The sequence below is a fragment of the Sphingopyxis macrogoltabida genome, from assembly GCF_001307295.1.
Lineage (GTDB): Bacteria > Pseudomonadota > Alphaproteobacteria > Sphingomonadales > Sphingomonadaceae > Sphingopyxis > Sphingopyxis macrogoltabida_B.
Genome location: NZ_CP012700.1, coordinates 2,889,613 through 2,906,775, shown reverse-complemented (window position 1 = coordinate 2,906,775; position 17,163 = coordinate 2,889,613). Strand labels below are relative to the sequence as shown.

General features: G+C 66.5%; 20 protein-coding genes. 10 read left to right on the top strand and 10 right to left on the bottom strand.

What is annotated here, in order from left to right; translation table 11 throughout:
• Positions 1 to 180 precede the first annotated feature (180 nt).
• Positions 181 to 1,548, bottom strand: coding sequence for a 30S ribosomal protein S12 methylthiotransferase RimO (gene rimO, locus AN936_RS13590; protein WP_054588607.1), 1,368 nt, complete (start codon positions 1,546 to 1,548; stop codon positions 181 to 183).
• A gap of 93 nt (positions 1,549 to 1,641) precedes the next feature.
• Between rimO and AN936_RS13585 the strand changes: the two genes are divergently transcribed.
• Positions 1,642 to 1,968: a DUF423 domain-containing protein gene (locus AN936_RS13585; RefSeq protein ID WP_054588606.1), complete on the top strand. Its 327-nt coding sequence runs from the start codon at positions 1,642 to 1,644 to the stop codon at positions 1,966 to 1,968.
• Here the strand turns inward: AN936_RS13585 and AN936_RS13580 are convergent.
• From AN936_RS13580 to AN936_RS13555, 6 genes are all read right to left on the bottom strand, one after another.
• Positions 1,965 to 3,026, bottom strand: coding sequence for a potassium channel family protein (locus AN936_RS13580; protein WP_054588605.1), 1,062 nt, complete (start codon positions 3,024 to 3,026; stop codon positions 1,965 to 1,967). The two genes, AN936_RS13585 and AN936_RS13580, sit on opposite strands and share 4 nt — an antisense overlap.
• A gap of 5 nt (positions 3,027 to 3,031) precedes the next feature.
• Entirely contained in the window at positions 3,032 to 4,105 is a 1,074-nt protein-coding gene (locus tag AN936_RS13575; RefSeq protein WP_054588604.1) for a LysM peptidoglycan-binding domain-containing M23 family metallopeptidase, read from the bottom strand.
• 73 nt (positions 4,106 to 4,178) lie between these two features.
• Positions 4,179 to 4,943 carry a 5'/3'-nucleotidase SurE gene (surE, locus tag AN936_RS13570; RefSeq protein ID WP_054588603.1) on the bottom strand — a complete coding sequence of 255 codons (765 nt, stop codon included), beginning with the start codon at positions 4,941 to 4,943 and terminating at the stop codon, positions 4,179 to 4,181.
• 98 nt (positions 4,944 to 5,041) lie between these two features.
• Positions 5,042 to 6,322, bottom strand: a complete 1,281-nt coding sequence (gene serS, locus AN936_RS13565) for a serine--tRNA ligase (RefSeq protein WP_054590288.1) — start codon at positions 6,320 to 6,322, stop codon at positions 5,042 to 5,044.
• Positions 6,323 to 6,365: 43 nt separating this feature from the next.
• Complete coding sequence (locus AN936_RS13560) at positions 6,366 to 6,830, bottom strand: SRPBCC domain-containing protein (RefSeq protein WP_054588602.1); 465 nt, start codon at positions 6,828 to 6,830, stop codon at positions 6,366 to 6,368.
• Positions 6,831 to 6,846: 16 nt separating this feature from the next.
• Complete coding sequence (locus AN936_RS13555; RefSeq protein ID WP_054588601.1) at positions 6,847 to 7,185, bottom strand: ArsR/SmtB family transcription factor; 339 nt, start codon at positions 7,183 to 7,185, stop codon at positions 6,847 to 6,849.
• A 359-nt stretch (positions 7,186 to 7,544) separates the two neighbouring features.
• On the opposite strand from AN936_RS13555, the gene AN936_RS13545 reads away from it, so the two are divergent.
• The 3 genes from AN936_RS13545 to AN936_RS13535 all read left to right on the top strand — a co-directional run bounded on the left by AN936_RS13545 (position 7,545) and on the right by AN936_RS13535 (position 10,041).
• Positions 7,545 to 8,363, top strand: a complete 819-nt coding sequence (locus tag AN936_RS13545) for a hypothetical protein (RefSeq protein ID WP_201782917.1) — start codon at positions 7,545 to 7,547, stop codon at positions 8,361 to 8,363.
• 710 nt (positions 8,364 to 9,073) lie between these two features.
• A complete protein-coding gene (dksA, locus tag AN936_RS13540; RefSeq protein WP_054588600.1) occupies positions 9,074 to 9,535 on the top strand; it encodes an RNA polymerase-binding protein DksA in 462 nt (153 codons plus the stop codon).
• A 140-nt stretch (positions 9,536 to 9,675) separates the two neighbouring features.
• On the top strand, positions 9,676 to 10,041 hold the full coding sequence (locus AN936_RS13535) for a PilZ domain-containing protein (RefSeq protein ID WP_234715571.1): 366 nt from the start codon (positions 9,676 to 9,678) through the stop codon (positions 10,039 to 10,041).
• Positions 10,042 to 10,076: 35 nt separating this feature from the next.
• On the opposite strand, the gene AN936_RS24190 is transcribed toward AN936_RS13535, so the two are convergent.
• Positions 10,077 to 10,235: a YdcH family protein gene (locus AN936_RS24190; RefSeq protein ID WP_082395422.1), complete on the bottom strand. Its 159-nt coding sequence runs from the start codon at positions 10,233 to 10,235 to the stop codon at positions 10,077 to 10,079.
• 125 nt (positions 10,236 to 10,360) lie between these two features.
• Between AN936_RS24190 and AN936_RS13530 the strand changes: the two genes are divergently transcribed.
• Both AN936_RS13530 and AN936_RS13525 read left to right on the top strand, forming a co-directional pair.
• On the top strand, positions 10,361 to 10,558 hold the full coding sequence (locus AN936_RS13530; protein ID WP_054588598.1) for a YdcH family protein: 198 nt from the start codon (positions 10,361 to 10,363) through the stop codon (positions 10,556 to 10,558).
• Positions 10,559 to 10,841: 283 nt separating this feature from the next.
• On the top strand, positions 10,842 to 11,312 hold the full coding sequence (locus AN936_RS13525; RefSeq protein ID WP_234715570.1) for a DUF1465 family protein: 471 nt from the start codon (positions 10,842 to 10,844) through the stop codon (positions 11,310 to 11,312).
• Here AN936_RS13525 and AN936_RS13520 read toward each other — a convergent pair.
• Positions 11,309 to 12,379 (bottom strand): alpha/beta hydrolase family protein, encoded by a 1,071-nt coding sequence (locus AN936_RS13520; RefSeq protein ID WP_054588596.1) that lies wholly within the window; start codon positions 12,377 to 12,379, stop codon positions 11,309 to 11,311. The two genes, AN936_RS13525 and AN936_RS13520, sit on opposite strands and share 4 nt — an antisense overlap.
• 98 nt (positions 12,380 to 12,477) lie before the next feature.
• Positions 12,478 to 13,563, bottom strand: a complete 1,086-nt coding sequence (locus AN936_RS13515; RefSeq protein WP_054588595.1) for a DUF2332 domain-containing protein — start codon at positions 13,561 to 13,563, stop codon at positions 12,478 to 12,480.
• Between the two features lie 39 nt (positions 13,564 to 13,602).
• Between AN936_RS13515 and hisG the strand changes: the two genes are divergently transcribed.
• The 4 genes from hisG to thiL all read left to right on the top strand — a co-directional run bounded on the left by hisG (position 13,603) and on the right by thiL (position 17,054).
• Positions 13,603 to 14,259: an ATP phosphoribosyltransferase gene (gene hisG / locus AN936_RS13510; protein ID WP_054588594.1), complete on the top strand. Its 657-nt coding sequence runs from the start codon at positions 13,603 to 13,605 to the stop codon at positions 14,257 to 14,259.
• Complete coding sequence (gene hisD, locus AN936_RS13505; protein ID WP_054588593.1) at positions 14,246 to 15,538, top strand: histidinol dehydrogenase; 1,293 nt, start codon at positions 14,246 to 14,248, stop codon at positions 15,536 to 15,538. The genes hisG and hisD overlap by 14 nt, the downstream gene beginning before the upstream one ends.
• Positions 15,539 to 15,548: 10 nt before the next feature.
• Positions 15,549 to 16,004, top strand: coding sequence for a transcription antitermination factor NusB (gene nusB / locus AN936_RS13500; RefSeq protein WP_054588592.1), 456 nt, complete (start codon positions 15,549 to 15,551; stop codon positions 16,002 to 16,004).
• A 120-nt stretch (positions 16,005 to 16,124) separates the two neighbouring features.
• Positions 16,125 to 17,054: a thiamine-phosphate kinase gene (gene thiL / locus AN936_RS13495; RefSeq protein ID WP_054588591.1), complete on the top strand. Its 930-nt coding sequence runs from the start codon at positions 16,125 to 16,127 to the stop codon at positions 17,052 to 17,054.
• Positions 17,055 to 17,163 lie beyond the last annotated feature (109 nt).

Genomic DNA, 17,163 nt, shown 5'->3' with positions numbered 1-17,163 from the left:
CCGGTTGCGGAGCTTTCCCATTCGTCATCCCGGATTTGATCCGGGATCCATGACGACGGTGCAGCTACGGATCCCGGATCAAGTCCGGGATGACGAAAGCGGGGAGATGCAACGACAGCTTTCCACCCCAAAACCGCCATTCGCCCCTCAGGTTTGCAGGCCCTGCTTTACAGCGCCGCTTTACGCGACGACCCCGAACAGATCGTGCTCGTCGGCATCCTCGATCTCTACATCGACGATGTCTCCGGCCTTCAGCGTCGCAGAGACGTCGCGGAGGTAGACGTGGCCGTCGATTTCGGGGGCGTCGGCCTGGCTGCGGCCCGTTGCGCCGATGCTGCCTTCTTCATCCGCCTCGCCGACCTCGTCGATGATCACGGGGAGCGTGCGACCGATCTTGGCCTCCAGCTTGGCGGCGCTGATCGCGGCGGTCTTGGCCATGATGCGCTGGTAGCGCTCTTCCTTGACCTCTTCGGGGACCGGATTGTCGAGCGCGTTGGCCTGCGCCCCCGCGACGGGTTCGAAGCGGAAGGCGCCGACGCGGTCGAGCTGCGCTTCGTCGAGCCAGTCGAGCAGATACTGGAAATCCGCCTCGGTCTCGCCGGGGAAGCCGACGACGAAGCTCGATCGGATCGAAATGTCGGGCGCGATTTCGCGCCAGCTCTTCAGCCGTTCGAGCACTTTCGCTTCGTTCGCGGGGCGCTTCATGCGCTTGAGCACGGCGGGCGCCGCGTGCTGGAAGGGGATGTCGAGATAGGGCGTCAGCAGCCCCTCGGCCATCAGCGGGATGACCGCGTCGACGTGGGGGTAGGGGTAGACATAGTGGAGGCGCACCCACGGGGCGCGGCCTTCGCCGGTCCGGAGCTGGCCGAGTTCGCGCGCGAGGTCGGTCATATGCGCGCGCACCTCGCGGCCGTGCCATTGGCGCGGGTCGTGCCGGATATCGACGCCGTAAGCCGACGTGTCCTGGCTGATCACCAGTAACTCCTTGGTGCCCGCCGCGACGAGCTTTTCCGCCTCGCGCAGCACCGCGTCGATGCGGCGGCTGACCAGTTTGCCGCGCAGATCGGGGATGATGCAGAAGGAGCAGCTGTGATTGCAGCCTTCGCTGATTTTCAGATAGCTGTAGTGGCGCGGCGTCAGCTTGAGCCCACCCTCGGGGACAAGATCGATGAAGGGGCCCTGTGTTGGCGGCGCGGCGTCGTGGACAGCGTCGACGACCTGCTCATACTGATGTGCACCGGTGACCGCGAGGACGTTCGGGAAGCGCGCGCGGATGACCTCGGCTTCATTGCCCATGCAGCCGGTGACGATGACGCGGCCGTTCTCTGCCATCGCCTCGCCGATCGCCTCGAGGCTTTCTTCCTTCGCCGAATCGAGGAAGCCGCAGGTGTTGACGAGCACGACATCGGCGCCCGCATAATCGGGCGACAGGCCATAGCCGTCGGCGCGCAGCTTGGTCAGAATCCGTTCGCTGTCGACGAGCGCCTTCGGGCAGCCGAGCGACACCATGCCGACTTTCGGCTGGGCGGGAAGAGTCTTGGTTGTCATGATTGGCCGCGCCTTTAATCGATTTTGCGGCACTTGTCACGCCCGGCGCGCGGCGGCATGGGTGAGGTCTGGCAGACGAAGAATGGACGCAGGATGATCGGCCTATTTGCAGCAGTTTCGGCGGCGCTTGCCGTTGCGGCCGGGGCGTTCGGCGCGCATGGCGCGGCGGGGCAGCAGGAGGCCGAATGGCTGCGCACCGGCGGGCTGTACCAGTTGATCCACGCGGTCGGCGCGCTCTCGATCATGGGTTTTGCGCGCGGGCCGGCGATCATGCTGCTCGTCGGCGGCGCGATCTTTGCCATCACTCTCTATGCGATGGCGCTCGGCGGACCGCGCTGGCTGGGCGCCGTGACCCCGATCGGCGGCAGCCTGCTGATCATCGGCTGGCTGTGGGCGGGCTGGCTGTTCTGGCGCGGCTAACCGCCCGGAACGCTCGCTTCGCATTCCTCGCAGTTGATCACCTCGACGATCAGGTCGCCGGGTTCGAGGCGCTTCGTTTCCGCTTCCCAAAAGCCATAGGGCTTGCCGCCGCGATAGATGCGCAGGCCGCGGCCGCCGCTGGCGAGCTGGTCGATGCTGCGCCCGATTTCCTCGCCGCTGACGGGGCGTTCGCGGAGCTGGACGCGGCCGCCGACGCTGGCGAGGTCGGCCATATAGTCGGCGACATGCGCGCCCTGCGCCGACCCGGCTAGCAGCAGGCCGGTGAAGCTGACCGGGTTGATGACATTGTTCGCGCCCGCCTGCCGCGCGAGCAGTTCGTTGTCCTGAGCGCGAACGACGACGCTGATCGGGACCTTGGGCGCAAGGTGGCGGACGGTCAGGACCATCAGGATCGACGCGTCGTCGCGCCCCGCCGAGACAAGAACCGACTGTGCCTTTGCGATCTGGACGTCGATCAACGTGTCGTCGTTCGATGCATCGCCCTGTAATACGTTGCAGCCGGCGGCTTCGGCCTCGGCAATCCGCGATCCCGACTGGTCGATCACGACGATGCAGGCGGGATCGGTGCCGCGCGCGATCAGTTCCCTGACCGCTTCGCTGCCGCTGATGCCGTAGCCGAGCACGACGATGTGGTTGGTGAGCTTTGCCTGGATGCGGGCCATACGCCATTTTTCCCATGTGCGCTTGAGGACGAAATTATAGGCGGTGCCGACGAAGATGAAGAGTACCATGATGCGGATCGGCGTCACGATGACCGCTTCGATCAGCCGCGAGCGGTCGGACACCGGCGCGATGTCGCCAAAGCCCGTCGTGGTCACAGAGATCATCGTGAAATAGACGACGTCGAGGAAGCTGATCTGGCCGTCGTGGCTGTCCTTCAATCCCGCGCGGTCGATCCAGTGGACGAGCACGACGAAAGCGATCAGCAGGAAGGCGACGCCAAGCCGCGTGACGACGTCGGCCCAGATCGGCCATTTGCTCATGCGTCGCAGCGGGTTGAACCGGTGCTCGAAAGGAGTGCGGCGGGGCTTTGCCATCGCCCTTATCTTGGCGGCAATTGCTTCAGCGGGTCAATCGGAATGCGATTCTTGCGGAGCTGGAAATGGAGCTGCGGCGACTGGACCTGGCCGCTCGCCCCGGCGCGGCCGATGATGTCGCCGGCCTTGACCGCCTGACCGCGCTGGACGTCGATCCGCCCCGCATGGCCATAGGCGCTGACCCAGCCGCCGCCATGGTTGATCAGGATCAGCCCGCCATAGACGCCGATCTGGTCGCCGGCATAGGCGACGACGCCCGGCGCGGCGGCGTGAATCGGGGTACCGGTCGCGGCGGCGATGTTGATCCCGTCGTTGACCTTGCCCGGCGCGAGCGGACCGAATTTCGCGATGATCTTTCCGGTGAGCGGCCACTGGAACCGCCCCGCGAAGCTGGCGGGCGCGGCGATCGCGGTGGTGACGGGTTTCGTCGGTGCCGCGCTGGCGGCGGTCGGCCGCGCGCTTTCGGCCAGCGCGGGCTGGCTGCCGGTCGCGATATCGTCGATGTCGAGGTTGAAGGCAGCGGCGCGCGCGGCGACGTCGACCGCCTTCGGCGGCAGCGCCTTCGCGTGCGAGGGCAGACGCAGGCGCTGGCCGATGCGCAATATATAGGGCTCGGCGAGTGCGTTGATCGTGATGACCTCGCCCCAGTCGACGCCATAGGCGGCGGCGATGCCGATCCCCGTCTCACCGGTCGCGACGCGGTGGTACAGGCCTGCCGGAACGCGCAGCTGTTGTCCAGGTAACAGCGTGTAGGGCGGCGCGAGATCATTTTCCATCGCCAGCGCTTCGGAGCCGACGCCCGTCATCTCGCCGATCGCGCGCAACGTGTCGCCGCGGCGCACAATATAAAGGTTACCCCCGACCCATCGCGCGTTGGTCGCGACCGGTTTCAGCGTCCAGGTCGGCCGGGCGTCGCCGCCCATGACGTCCTGCCGCACATAGCTGTCGGGTTCGGGTTCGGGACTTGCGCTCGCTGGCGGCGGAGCGGGGCGGCTCGGCGCACTGGCCGCAGGAATACAGCCGGCGAGCAACAGCACGCCCGGCAGCCATAGCGCATTACGGTGTGTGACACCCCCCATGCACCCTCTTTGCCAAAGCCGGGGCGCGATGGCTAGGCTTCTGTTCCGCTATGGCACAGATAATGCGAAAGGATCAGGCGGCGTAGGCGCTTCGCAGCGCGGCGAGCGAGGCGTCGTGGGTCAGGTCGAGCTGGAGCGGGGTGACCGAGATATATTTATCGTCGATCGCCTCGAGGTCGCTGTCGTGGCCGAGGCTATGCTCGATGCCGTGCAGGCCGAACCAGAAATAGGGATAGCCGCGCGGGTCGGTACCCTCGACGATCGAACCGCGGCCATAGTCGTGGAAGCCCTGCCGCGTTACCCGGATGCCCTGCACCTCGGCAGCGGGGATCGCGGGGAAGTTGATGTTGATCAGCGTGCGCGGTGCCATCTCCATGTCGAGCAGCGGGCGCAGCACCCTGGCGCCCCACGCTTCGGCTGCCTCGAACGGCACGCTGTCGCCCATGCCTTCGCGGGCATAGACCTGGCTGAGCGCGATCGAACGGATTCCCGCAAGCGCGCCCTCGATCGCGGCGGAGACCGTACCCGAATAGGTGACGTCGTCGCCGAGGTTGGCGCCGCGGTTGACCCCCGACAGGATCAGGTCGGGCTTTTCGGGCATCAGCTTGCCGATTGCCATCATCACCGAATCGGTCGGGGTGCCGCTGCACGACCAGCGCCGTTCGCCGTGCCGGCGGATACGCACCGGACGCGACAGGGTGAGCGAATGGCCGGCGCCCGACTGTTCCTCCGACGGTGCGCAAACCCAGATGTCGTCCGAAAGCTGGCATGCGATCGCCTCCAGCACCGCCATGCCGGGCGCGTGATAGCCATCGTCGTTGGTGAGGAGGATGCGCACGTTTCGGTCTCTCTTTCTTCGTCATCCCGGACTTGATCCGGGATCCATTCAGCGACGGCGTCGTGGATCCAGGATCAAGTCCGGGATGACGATAGGGGTCAGGCGGCGGGCGTCAGCTTGGTGATCCCGCCCATATAGGGCAGCAGCACCTCAGGAATATCGACGCTGCCGTCGGCCTGCTGGTAATTTTCGAGGATCGCCACCAGCGTCCGCCCGACCGCAAGACCCGATCCGTTCAGCGTATGGACGAACTCGTTACCCTTTGCGCCATCGCGGCGGAAGCGCGTGTTCATGCGGCGCGCCTGGAAATCGCCGCAGTTCGAACAGCTCGAAATCTCGCGATAAGCGTTCTGCCCGGGCAGCCAGACTTCGAGGTCGTAGGTCTTGCGCGCCGAGAAGCCCATGTCGCCGGCGCACAGCAGCATCCGGCGATACGGCAGTTCGAGCGCTTCGAGGATCGCCTCGGCGGCGCGCGTCTTGCGTTCGAGTTCGGCGTCGCTGTCCTCGGGGCGGGTGATCGAGACGAGCTCGACCTTCCAGAACTGGTGCTGGCGGATATAGCCGCGCGTGTCGCGCCCCGCCGACCCGGCCTCGGACCGGAAGCAGGGGGTGAGCGCGGTCATGCGGACCGGCAGCTCGGCTTCGGGAAGGATTTCCTCGCGCACCGCATTGGTCAGGCTCATCTCCGACGTCGAGATCAGCCAGCGGCCGTCGGTGGTCTGGAACAAATCCTCGCGGAACTTGGGGAGCTGGGCGGTGCCATAGGCCGCCTCGTCGCGGACCATCAGCGGGCTCGCGCATTCGGTATAGCCGGCCTCGATCGTCTGGCGGTCGATCATATATTGGCCGAGCGCGCGTTCGAGCCGCGCCATCTGGCCTTTCAGGAAGGCGAAGCGCGCGCCCGACATCTTTGCCGCGGTTTCGAAATCGAGCCCGAGCGCGGGCGCGAAATCGGCATGTTCCTGCGGCGCGAAGTCGAAGCTGCGCGGGGTGCCCCAGCGCGAAATCTCGACATTGCCCTCTTCGTCCTCGCCCTCGGGGACGTCGGCGGCGGGCAGGTTGGGGAGCGCGGCAAGCCTGTCGTGCAGCGCGGCGAGCTGCTCGCGCTCGGCCTCTTCCTTGGCGGGAAGCGCGGTCTTGAGGTCGGCGACCTCGGCCTTCAATGCCTCGGCGCCGTCCTTGTCGCCCTTCGCCATTGCCTGGCCGATCAGCTTCGAGGCTTCGTTGCGGCGCGCGAGCGACGACTGGATATCGGTCTGCAGCGCGCGCAGCGATGCGTCGGCGGCGAGGATTTCGGCAGACAAAGGTTCGAGACCGCGGCGTGCGAGACCGGCGTCGAAAGCTTGCGGGTTATCCCGGATCAGGCGGATATCGTGCATGCGCCGCGCTATGGCGGCGCGGCGCGGGCGGTGCAAGCCCGCTTTATCGCTCGGTCAGCTCTGCCAGTTGGGCGATCGCCGTGCCCCAGCCCTCGTGGAAGCCGAGCTCGAGATGCTTGCTGCTGTCGCCTGGATTCTTGTGGAGGACGCGTGCGGCGTAGAGCGTGCCGCCGTCCTGCGGTTCGAAGGTCAGGATCGCGGTCAGCGCGAGCCATGGATCGGCGGGTTGCCAGCCTTCGGTCAGCACGGTGGTGAAAACGATTTTCTGCTCCGGCACCACGTCGAGAAAGCAGCCATCGACATGCGGCTGGAAATCGGCGGCACCCTCCTCGCGCATGCGCGTGACGAAGCCGCCCCCGGGGCGCAGGTCGAGCGTATCGACCCGGCACTCGATCGGCGCGGGAATCCACCATTTTTCCAGGTTTTCGGGCATGCTCCACGCGTTCCATACAACGGCGGGCGGGGCGGCGATCAGGCGCGATATGGTGAGTTCGCTCGGGTTGGTCATGCTGCTTGCTCCGCTGTCATTTCGTGGGGGGATTTTGCGATTCGACGAAGGCGGCGAGGCGGTTGGTGCGCCCCTGCCAGATCGCCCGCTGTTCCGAGAGCCAGTCCTCGGCCGCGGCCAGCCGGTCCGCGTTGAGGTGGCAGGTCCGGACGCGGCCCGCCTTTTCCGAGCGGATCAGCCCCGATGTTTCGAGCACCGACAAATGCTTCATGAACGCAGGCAGGCCCATCGCAAAGGGCTCGGCCAGCCGCTTCACCGGCGCCGCGCCGCCGAGCAGGCGGCCGATCACCGCGCGCCGGGTCGGGTCGGCAAGCGCGTGGAAGACAGTGTCGAGCGAGGTTTGTTGGTTCGCCATGTGGTGAACTATAAGGATGGTTTTCCGAATGGCAAACTGTTTTGCGGGCGCGTACACCTGCGGTGCCCGCCGTCGACGGATGGCAGCATTGGGTGGGGAGCGGACGTTCGCCCGTCTTTTGCACCCCGGCGAAAGCCGGGGCCCAGAGCGATGGAAAGCCGGCCTTGCGTGAATACGCCCTGGGCCCCGGCTTTCGCCGGGGTGCACGCCGATTATGTCCGCCACCGACCGAAACCGCCCGAAACCATCCGGCCGGGCCACCGCGCACAAAAAAGGGCCGCCCCGCAGGGCGGCCCGAATTTGGTTGCCGATATGCCGGCCGCCAGTGGATGGCTTATGCCGCGTCCTGATCCTCGGCGTTGCGATTCGCCGCGCGGCGGCGCGCGACGAGCGCGGCGGCGGCGGCACCGAACAGGAGCATCATCGGCGGCGCCGGGACGGGGGTCGGGTCGCCCGACGAACCGCCATGGCTGCTGCTGCCGCCTGAGCTCGACGACGAGCTGGACGAGGAGCTGCTGCTCGACGAGGAAGACGACGAACTGCTCGTTGCGCCGAAGCTGCTGCTGCCGCCGGTCGCGCCCGACGAGGTCGCACCGCTCGACGTGCTGCTGCTCGACGACGAGGAGGACGAGGAAGAGCTCGACGAGGAACTGCTCGAACCACCCTTCGACGAGCTGCCCCAGCCCGAGCTGCCGTGCGACGAACCGTGCGAACTGCCGCCCTTCGACGAGCCGCCCGACGAGGACGAGCTCGACGAGGACGAAGAGGACGACGACGAAGACGAGCTCGACGACGAGCTGCTGCTCGACGAGGTCGAAACATTGCCCGAGGATGTACTGACATTCCCCGAGGACGTCGAAACATTGCCCGACGAGGTCGAGACGCCGCCGGTCGAGGTGCTGACGCCGCCCGTCGACGTCGACACGCCGCCGGTCGAGGTGCTGACACCGCCGGTTGAGGTCGAAACACCCGACGAGGTGCTGGTGGTCGAGCTGAGGCCGCCGGTGGTGGTCGAGGTGATGACGACGCTGCCGCTGCTGCCGCCTCCGCTCGAACCGCCGAAGAAACCGCCGAAGAAGCCGCCACCGAAACCGCCGCCAAAGCCGCCGCCGATCACAGTCACGCCGCTGCCGCCGCCGCCGCCTTCAAAACCGCCGCGCTGCGGGAAGGGGGCATAGGGGATCGGGGGGAGCGGGATGGTTTGCGTCACCACCTGCGTTTGCGGGGTCGCGGTGCGGATCACCTTCCTGGTCGTTACGACGCGGCGCACGCGCTTGACCGGCTTGCGTGCCGCATGACGCTTGCGGACGACCTTCTTGGCCGGTCCCGCGCAGGGCGAACAGGACTGGGCTGCACGTGCCTTCGGAACGTCGGCGATCTGCATCGCGCCGGTTCCGATGATCGCGCCGCCGCAGGTGCAGGCGCAAAGCTTGGCGAGGGCCATTCGGACAGACATAGGTTTCTCTCTTCTTTCCCGTTGCAGGTGCGTTGGCGCCTCCGCCCACACCCCCATGCACCTTCTACTGAAGCCAAAAGGCCAAAGCTTTATGAACGCCGCAATTGCGTTAACCGCGTTTGTCTGTCCGCCATCGGGAATTGAGGGGCAGAATCAACCAAAATGACGACTTATGTCCCAAAAAAGTACAAAATATGCGGCAATTCTATGCAGATAGTTAACTTCCGGCCCTATTCGGGCGAGTTCGGGCGCGCAGGAGGGGGCGTCCAGAATCGCCCTTGCCGGCACTGGTTCAGCCGCGCTTCACCGGACGCGGAGCATGGCCATGCTTCGGCGCTTGTGTCGTAACCGGTGGCTGGTTATAGGCGCGGCGCAATCCCTGGATCGTCATCCTCGGCGACCAGGCGACAGGAAAGGACGCGGAAGGCCCTTATGCCAACCCAGATTGCCGACGTTGGTGCCGACGCGCTCCGCGAAGCCAAATCGAACCTCGATTCGGACTATATTCCCCGCGACGACGAAGAGTTCATGAATGAGCGGCAGCAGGAATATTTCCGCGGCCTATTGCTCGCATGGAAGAAGTCGATCCTGACCGAGGCGGAATCGACCCTCGCCCATCTGCAGGACGGCCCGCTCCGCGAACCCGATCTGGCGGATCGCGCGTCGAGCGAGACCGACTGGGCGATCGAGCTCCGCACCCGCGACCGCCAGCGCAAGCTGATCGCCAAGATCGATTCGGCGATCCGCCGCATCGATGAGGGCGAATATGGCTATTGCGCGGTGACCGGCGAACCGATCTCGCTTGCTCGCCTCCAGGCGCGCCCGATCGCGACGATGACGCTCGAGGCGCAGGAACGTCACGAGCGGAACGAGCGGATTTCGCGCGAGGATTGACGCGCGGCTGCGCACTGCCGGATTTCGGTCCGGCGTTTTCCGCACCGTCCCTTTACGTTTCGGCAAGGGCTCCATTTTAGATTCGTCGCCTCACGCTAGCGAGGAACGGGTTGCAGATGGATTCGCGCGGACCAGTCTCTTTGGATGAAGAAGTCGCTGCATTGTCGCGCGGCGCCGATCGCGACAGCCTGTTCATGCAGGCGGCGCTGGCGATTCCGGGACATGCCGGACCGATCCTTGTCCGCGTTCGTAACCTGTCGGCTGGCGGCATGCTGGCCGAAAGCCCGGCGCGGGTCGCCGAGGGCACAACGATCGAAGTCGAACTGCGCAACGTCGGCGCGGTGCCGGGGCGCATCGTCTGGGTCGGTGAAGGCAAGTTCGGCGTTGCGTTCGACCGGGCGGTCAATCCGCAAGCGGTACGTCGTCAGGTGGTTCAGAAACAGGATTTGCCGCCGCATCTTTCCCGGCTCGGCAAGCCTGACAAGGCCATCTACCGCCGACGCTGATCGTGACCAGCGGGCGGTAGCGGCCGGACGATCGATCAGGCGATCGTCACCATCTCTTCCTTGATTCTCAATTTCTGCTTTTTCATCTGCGCCAGCACGGCCATGTCGGGGGCGGGTCGGCGCTCTTCATTCGCAATTTTCTCGTCGAGGTCCGCGTGACGGGACTTCAGGGCGGAAAGGTGCGAGCTGCTCATTGGCCATTCTCCTTTTCGACTCGATTGGCAGGGCCGAGTAAATCACGAATCGCGCCGAATGTCGTGGCGATTCGCCGAGCCGGTCCCCGTTGCGGACGGGCCGTGTTCATGGCAGGAGGGCGGGCGTGAACCCCGAAGAAATCACCCAGCGCCTCGAACTGCTTCGCATCGAACATCGGGACCTCGATGCCGCGATCATCGCGCTCGGCGATGCGACTGTTCCCGATCAACTGCAACTCGCGCGGCTCAAGAAGCGCAAACTGCGCCTGCGCGACGAAATCGCATGGTGCGAGGATCAACTGCTTCCCGACATCATCGCCTGAGGCGGAACCCCGACGGCGGTGATCGAGCGTTCCCGACCGGTTGCGGACATTTCCTTCTTCGTCACCCCGGCCTTGATCCGGGGTCCATGACTTCGACGCCGCAGTGGATCCCGGATCAAGTCCGGGATGACGAAGGTAAGATAGGCAACGTCCGCTCACCGCCGCCAAAGCCGCCATCCGCATGACCATTATGGCACGCCTGCCGGTTAAAGATGGTTAGCGCCATTGCCCCGGGCGGGCGCGGCATGGCATCTCCTGTTCGGCAAGTCGGGGACAAGGGAAGATGATGGCGTTCGGTCTGCCGGTACAGCGTGCCCAGGTTGAAAATCTCTATGTCGAAGCGATGCTGCTCGCCGACGAGGCCCACGCGGCATTCGCGGTGCAGCGCGATCTTGGCCGGATCGAAGGGGGGCAGATCGCGGGCGGACGCGACAGCCTGCACCTCGTCGGCCTTGCGTGCGAATCGCTGAAGACGACGACGCGGTTGATGCACATCATCGCATGGCTGCTCCACCGCCGCGCGATGATCGCGGGCGATCCGGGCGCCGGCCCGAATGACAGCGCGGCGCGGATCGGCGAGCCTGTTGCCGCCGACTGGAGCGTGTGCCTCGGCTTCGACTCCGCGATCCGGCGCATCATCGCGGCGAGCGAGCGGCTGTTCGAGCGCGTCGCGGCGCTGGAGGCGGGGTGGGACACGCCGCAGGCGGTCACCCCGGTGCAGGAACTGCTCGCGCAGCTCGAAGCCCGGCTCTAACCGGCGATAAACCCGCGCCGGGCCAGCCAGGCCGTTAGCACTGCGATATATTCGGGCGAGTCCGCCTGCTCGGTCCCGTCATATTTCGGGTCGAGCGAAATTTTCTCGTCGGCCGAGACCTGCATCGCATGGTCGGCGGCGGCGACGACATGGACCGCCATTTCGGGCATCCGTCCGGCGACGGACCTCAGCCGTTCGACCGACTCGGCGACCGGCACCACCGCATCGTTCGCGCCATAGAGGACGAGCGTCGGCACGGTGACGGCGGTCAAATTGGTCAGCGGATCGTTCTCGATCTCCTTGCGCCAGCCCGAAACCGCGCGGTCGCGAACCGTTTCGCCCATGTAGAGATATTTGAACCATGGCTTTGTCTTCGCGGCGTCGACCCGGCGCTGCGCCGCCTCCCGGCTCGCGGTGCCGCGCATATAGTCGTCGACCGCCTGGCGCGTCGCGACCATCTGGTCGATGTCCGCCTGCGGATAGCCGTTGGCGCGCAGATGATTGGTCGAGGAGAAGATCATCTGGACGTCGGCGGTGACGACGGGAGCCGACACCGAAATTACGAACGCGATATCGCCGCTGCGCGACGCCGCCAACGGGGAGATCCAGCCGCCCTGGCTCAGTCCCCATGTCCCGATCCGTTTGGCGTCGATGCGCGGATCGCTTTTCAGGCTCTGCACCGCAGCGATCGCATCGTCGGCAAGTGTGGTGAAATTGCCGCCCGCATCCTGGGTCCCCGACTGTCCCGAGCCGCGCCGGTCATAGGTGAAGACGGCGATGCCGAGCGCGGGCAGCATTGCTTTCAGATGATCGTAGAGCGATGCATTGCCGAGCGGCGACGAGGCGCTGTGGGTGACGACGATCGCGGCCACGGGCTTGTCGCTGCGCGGTAGATAGAGCGTTCCCGCCAGTTCAGCGTCGCCGCTGGTGAAACGGCGATCCTCGGTTACGACCTGTGTGGTCGCAGCCGCGCTCCACGGTACGTCGGGCGCAGCCTCGGCCGCCGCGACCGGCCGGGCGAGGCAAAGGGCGGCAGCAAGGACAGACAAGCCGGCAACAACACGCATCGGATGACCTCCAGTGCAAGGAGGCGATACCCTATGCGCCGCGAATGGCGCCCGTCAAATTTCCAGCGAACCAATGGCTTGCGGTGCCGAACCGGTTCTCACGGCTTCGCCAGCCACTCGATCCACGCGCCATGCGGATGGGCATGACCCAGCATCTGCGGCGTATCGCCGCCGGGCCAATAACGCAGGATCAGTTCGTGGCGGTGCAGCGTCCGGTTCGCCTCGAGCGCGATCCAGGCGAGCGGCCGGTCCGGGGTGGCGGCGCTGCCGGCCGCCTCCATCGCGGCGGTTACCCGCGCCTGCTGGTCGGCGGGAACATATTGCCAGACGATCGAATGCATCAGCACGCGCGTCGTCCCCGCCGCCTGCGGCTTCGCCAGCTCGGCCTCGACGAAGTCGGCGGCGTTCATGTGGACGAGATCGGGCTTCTTCGCGCGCGCCGCGGCGACCGCGGCCTCCATGCGCGCGAACCGGACGTCATGCTCGGGCCAGATATAGGCCTTGAGCCGTAGCGCCTGCGCCGGATCGGTCAGGTCGACGGGCGCGACGTCGCAGCCCTTGAGGCTCTCGAACGCGATCTTGTGCTGCGGCGGATGCATGCCGCGCCATTCGGGGGTGAAGGCCATCACGCCCGGTTGCGGCCCGACCTGCACCCCGGCAAGATCGTAGTGATAGCGGTCCAGCATCAGGTTGATCCCGGCGCTCGACCCGATCTCCAGACATTGAAAGCGCGGCGGCAGGCCCTGCTCGACCAGCCAGAGCATCGCCGCGACAAAGTTCGACGAGCGCCCCGCCTCGTTGGTCTGCGGCGGGCCGTCGAGCCAGGGCAGCAACGCCGCTTCGTGCCGCCGCACGACCCCCGCGACGATCGCGGCGTCGTTGATGTCTTCGGCATTGGCATAGATTGGTGCGAGCTCGCTCGCCGTGCCCGACAGGTGCAGGGCGTGGATGCCGCCGGCGGCACGCAGCGGCAGCGCGTCGGCGAGCGGCATGCCGTCCCAGTCGGCGATCCGCCGCGCGAAATCGGTCGCAGGCTTGTCGAGCAGCGCGGCGAGCGCCGCGACGACGCGCGCGGTCACCGGGGCGTCGTTGGCGCGGCAATAGGCGACCTGATTGGCAAGGGCGGTGCGCACCGCCGCAGGCCCGGTCTCAGCCATGTCCACCAATTGATAGCGCTCGCTCATTGCCCTTTCTCCCGCCGCCGCTTATGGGCTGGCGCGCTTATGCCCGAACCGATCATCTTTGCCATCCCGAAAGGGAGGATTCTCGACGAGGCGCTGCCGCTGCTGGCAGCGGTCGGCATCGAGCCTGCGGCGGATTTCTTCGACAAGAAAAGCCGCGCGCTGGTGTTCGCGACGAACCAGCCGCACATCTCGCTGATCCGGGTGCGCGCCTTCGACGTCGCGACGTTCGTGGCACATGGCGCGGCGCAGCTCGGCATCGTCGGCTCCGACGTCATCGACGAGTTCGACTATTCCGAGCTTTATGCGCCGGTCGACCTTGGTATCGGCCATTGCCGCCTGTCGCTCGCGGGACCCGAAGGCAGCGCACCGCCCGGACTCGGCGCCAGCCACATTCGCGTCGCGACCAAATATCCCGCGATCACCCGCCGCTGGTTTGAGGGGCATGGCATCCAGGCCGAATGCATAAAATTGAACGGCGCGATGGAGATCGCCCCGAAGCTCGGACTCGCATCGCACATTGTCGACCTTGTTTCGACCGGGCGCACGCTCGTCGAAAATGCGCTCGCCGAGCAGACGGTGATCAGCGAGGTGTCGGCGCGGCTGATCGTCAACCGCGCCGCCTTCAAGCTGCGTTCGACCGAAGTTCCGGCGCTGGTCGAGAAATTCCGGCAGGCGGCGGGCAATGCGGCGGCTTGACGCTTCGACGCCCGGCTTTGCGGCCGCGTTCGACGCGCTAGTGAACGACCGGCGCGAGAGCGCGTCCGACGTATCGGCCGATGTCGCGGCGATCGTCGCGCGGGTGAAGGCCGAGGGCGACGCGGCGCTTGCCGATTACACCGCGAAGTTCGATCGCTTCGATTTGGACGCGAGCGGCTGGAGCATCTCGAAAGACGAATGCGCCGCGGCCTATGATGCGCTGACGCCCGAGCTGCGCGATGCGCTGAACCTCGCTGCTGCGCGCATCCGCGCCTATCATGCCGCGCAGCTTCCCGAAAACCGCGATTATCGCGACGACAGCGGCGCGCGGCTCGGCGCGCGGTGGAACGCCGTCGATGCGGCGGGGGTCTATGTGCCGGGCGGCCGCGCCGCCTATCCCTCGTCGGTGCTGATGAACATCCTGCCCGCCAAGGTCGCGGGGGTCGGCCGTATTGTTATGATGACTCCGACCCCGCGCGGCGAGACCAATCCGGTCGTGATGGCGGCGGCGCATATCGGCGGAGTCGACGAGATATGGCGCGTCGGCGGCGCGCAGGCGGTCGCGGCGCTCGCCTATGGCACCGGCCGGATCGCGCCGGTCGACGTCGTCACCGGCCCCGGCAATGCCTGGGTCGCCGAGGCGAAACGCCAGCTTTACGGCGTCGTCGGCATCGACATGGTCGCGGGGCCGAGCGAGATCGTCGTCGTCGCCGATGCGCAGAACGACGCGCGCCGGATCGCCGCCGACCTTTTGAGTCAGGCCGAGCATGATCCGACCAGCCAGTCGATCCTGTTCACCGACGACGCGGTGTTCGCCGATGCGGTCGCCGCCGCTGTCGATGCGATCATCCCGACCCTGTCGACCGCAGCGACGATGCGCGAAAGCTGGGATGCCAACGGCGCGATCGTCGTCGTCCCGACGCTCGCCGATGCGATCCCGCTCTGCGATCGCCTCGCGCCCGAGCATCTCGAGCTTGCGGTCGACGCCGCCGAAGCCGACGCGCTGTTCGCCAGGGTCCGCCACGCGGGATCGGTCTTCCTCGGCCGCCACACGCCCGAAGCGATCGGCGATTATGTCGCGGGTCCCAACCATGTGCTGCCGACCGGTCGCCGCGCCCGTTTTTCGAGCGGGCTGTCGGTCACTGACTTCATGAAGCGCACCAGCTTCCTCGCGCTCGACGAAGCCAGTCTTGCCGCGATCGGACCGGCCGCGGTCGCGCTGGCCGGGGCCGAGGGGCTTCCCGCGCACGCGCTTTCGGTCAGCCAGCGTCTCAGCTAAGAAAAGAACGATGAATAAACGCGCCCAGTCCCGCTCCGCCGCCCGCCTCGCCGCCGTGCAGGCGCTTTACCAGCACGAGATGGAAGCGACGCCGGTCGCCAAGCTGATCCATGAATTTCACCAGCACCGGATCGGCGCGATCATCGAGGACGCCGAATATGCCGATGCCGACCTGTCCTTCTTTGACGATATCGTGAAGGGCGCGCTCGCGCGGCTGCCCGAAGTCGACGCGGCGATCACCGCCCGACTGGCCAGCGGCTGGACGATGGAGCGGCTCGACCGGACGATGAAGGCGATATTGCGCGCCGGCACCTATGAACTGATCGCGCGCGGCGATGTGCCGATCGGCGCGGTGGTCAGCGAATATGTCGACGTTGCCAAGGCGTTTTTCGACACGCGCGAGGCCGGGTTCGCGAACGGGCTGCTCGATGCGATCGGGAAGTCGGTGCGGGGAACCAGCGCATAAGATATCCGTTCGCATCGAGCGAAGTCGAGATGCCCATCGGCTTGGCGCTAGCTCGATGGGTGTCTCGACTTCGCTCGACACGAACGGACAGATAGACCCGCATCGAAACGAGAGGGTGATATGAGCGAAGCCGATTTCATCGCCCGCCTGCGCGCCATCGCGACCGACCCGGCCGCGCGTGGGCTCGCCGACGATGCGGCGGAGTGGGAGGGGCTGGTCCTCACCCACGACATGATCGTCGAGGGTATCCACTTTCTTCCCGACGACACGCCGCAGGACGTCGCATGGAAACTGGTCGCGGTGAACCTCTCCGATCTCGCCGCGAAGGGCGCGGCGCCGATCGGCGTGCTCATCGGCTACAGCCTCGGCGACGACGCGTGGGATGCGGCTTTTGTCGAGGGACTCGACAGCGTCATGCGCCGTTTCGGGATCATCCTGATCGGCGGCGACACGGTGCGGGCCCCCGCCGGAGCACCGCGCAGCTTCGGCCTCACCGCGATCGGCCGCGCGCCCGCGGGCGGCGCGCCGTCGCGCGCCGGGATGCGGCCGGGCGACCAGCTCTGGGTGACGGGGACGATCGGCAACGCCGGGCTCGGCCTCGCGATGCGGCTGGGGCAGGTCGAACCGAACGAGACCTGTCTTGCCGCCTATCGCCGCCCGCAGCCGCAACTGACCTTCGGTCAGGCGGTCGTGCCCCATGTCCATGCGATGATGGACGTGTCCGACGGCCTGCTGATCGATGCCGAACGCATGGCGGCGGCGAGCGAGTGCCAGCTCACCCTGAGACTCGAATCGCTGCCGCTGTCGGCGGCGCTGCTCGCGGTGCGGCCCGACGTGCTCGACACGCGGCTCGCTGCGGCGACCGCGGGCGACGATTATCAGCTTCTCTTTGCTGCCGACCCGGCCGCGGCAGCGAGCATTCGCGAGATCGCCGCGGCGCTCGACGTTGCCGCGACGCCGATCGGTCATGCTGGGGTGGGCGAGGGAATCATCCTGATCGACCGCGCGCAGCGGATCGCGCTGCCCGAGCGTCTCGGTTTCATGCACTGAGCGCGAAACCTCGGAAAATTGCCGAATAACCGGGGTTGCGTGTCGCATTCTTTCTTCCCATAACTCGGCGTCCAAATTTGGGGCGGTCGCATCAGGGGAGAGAGCGAAC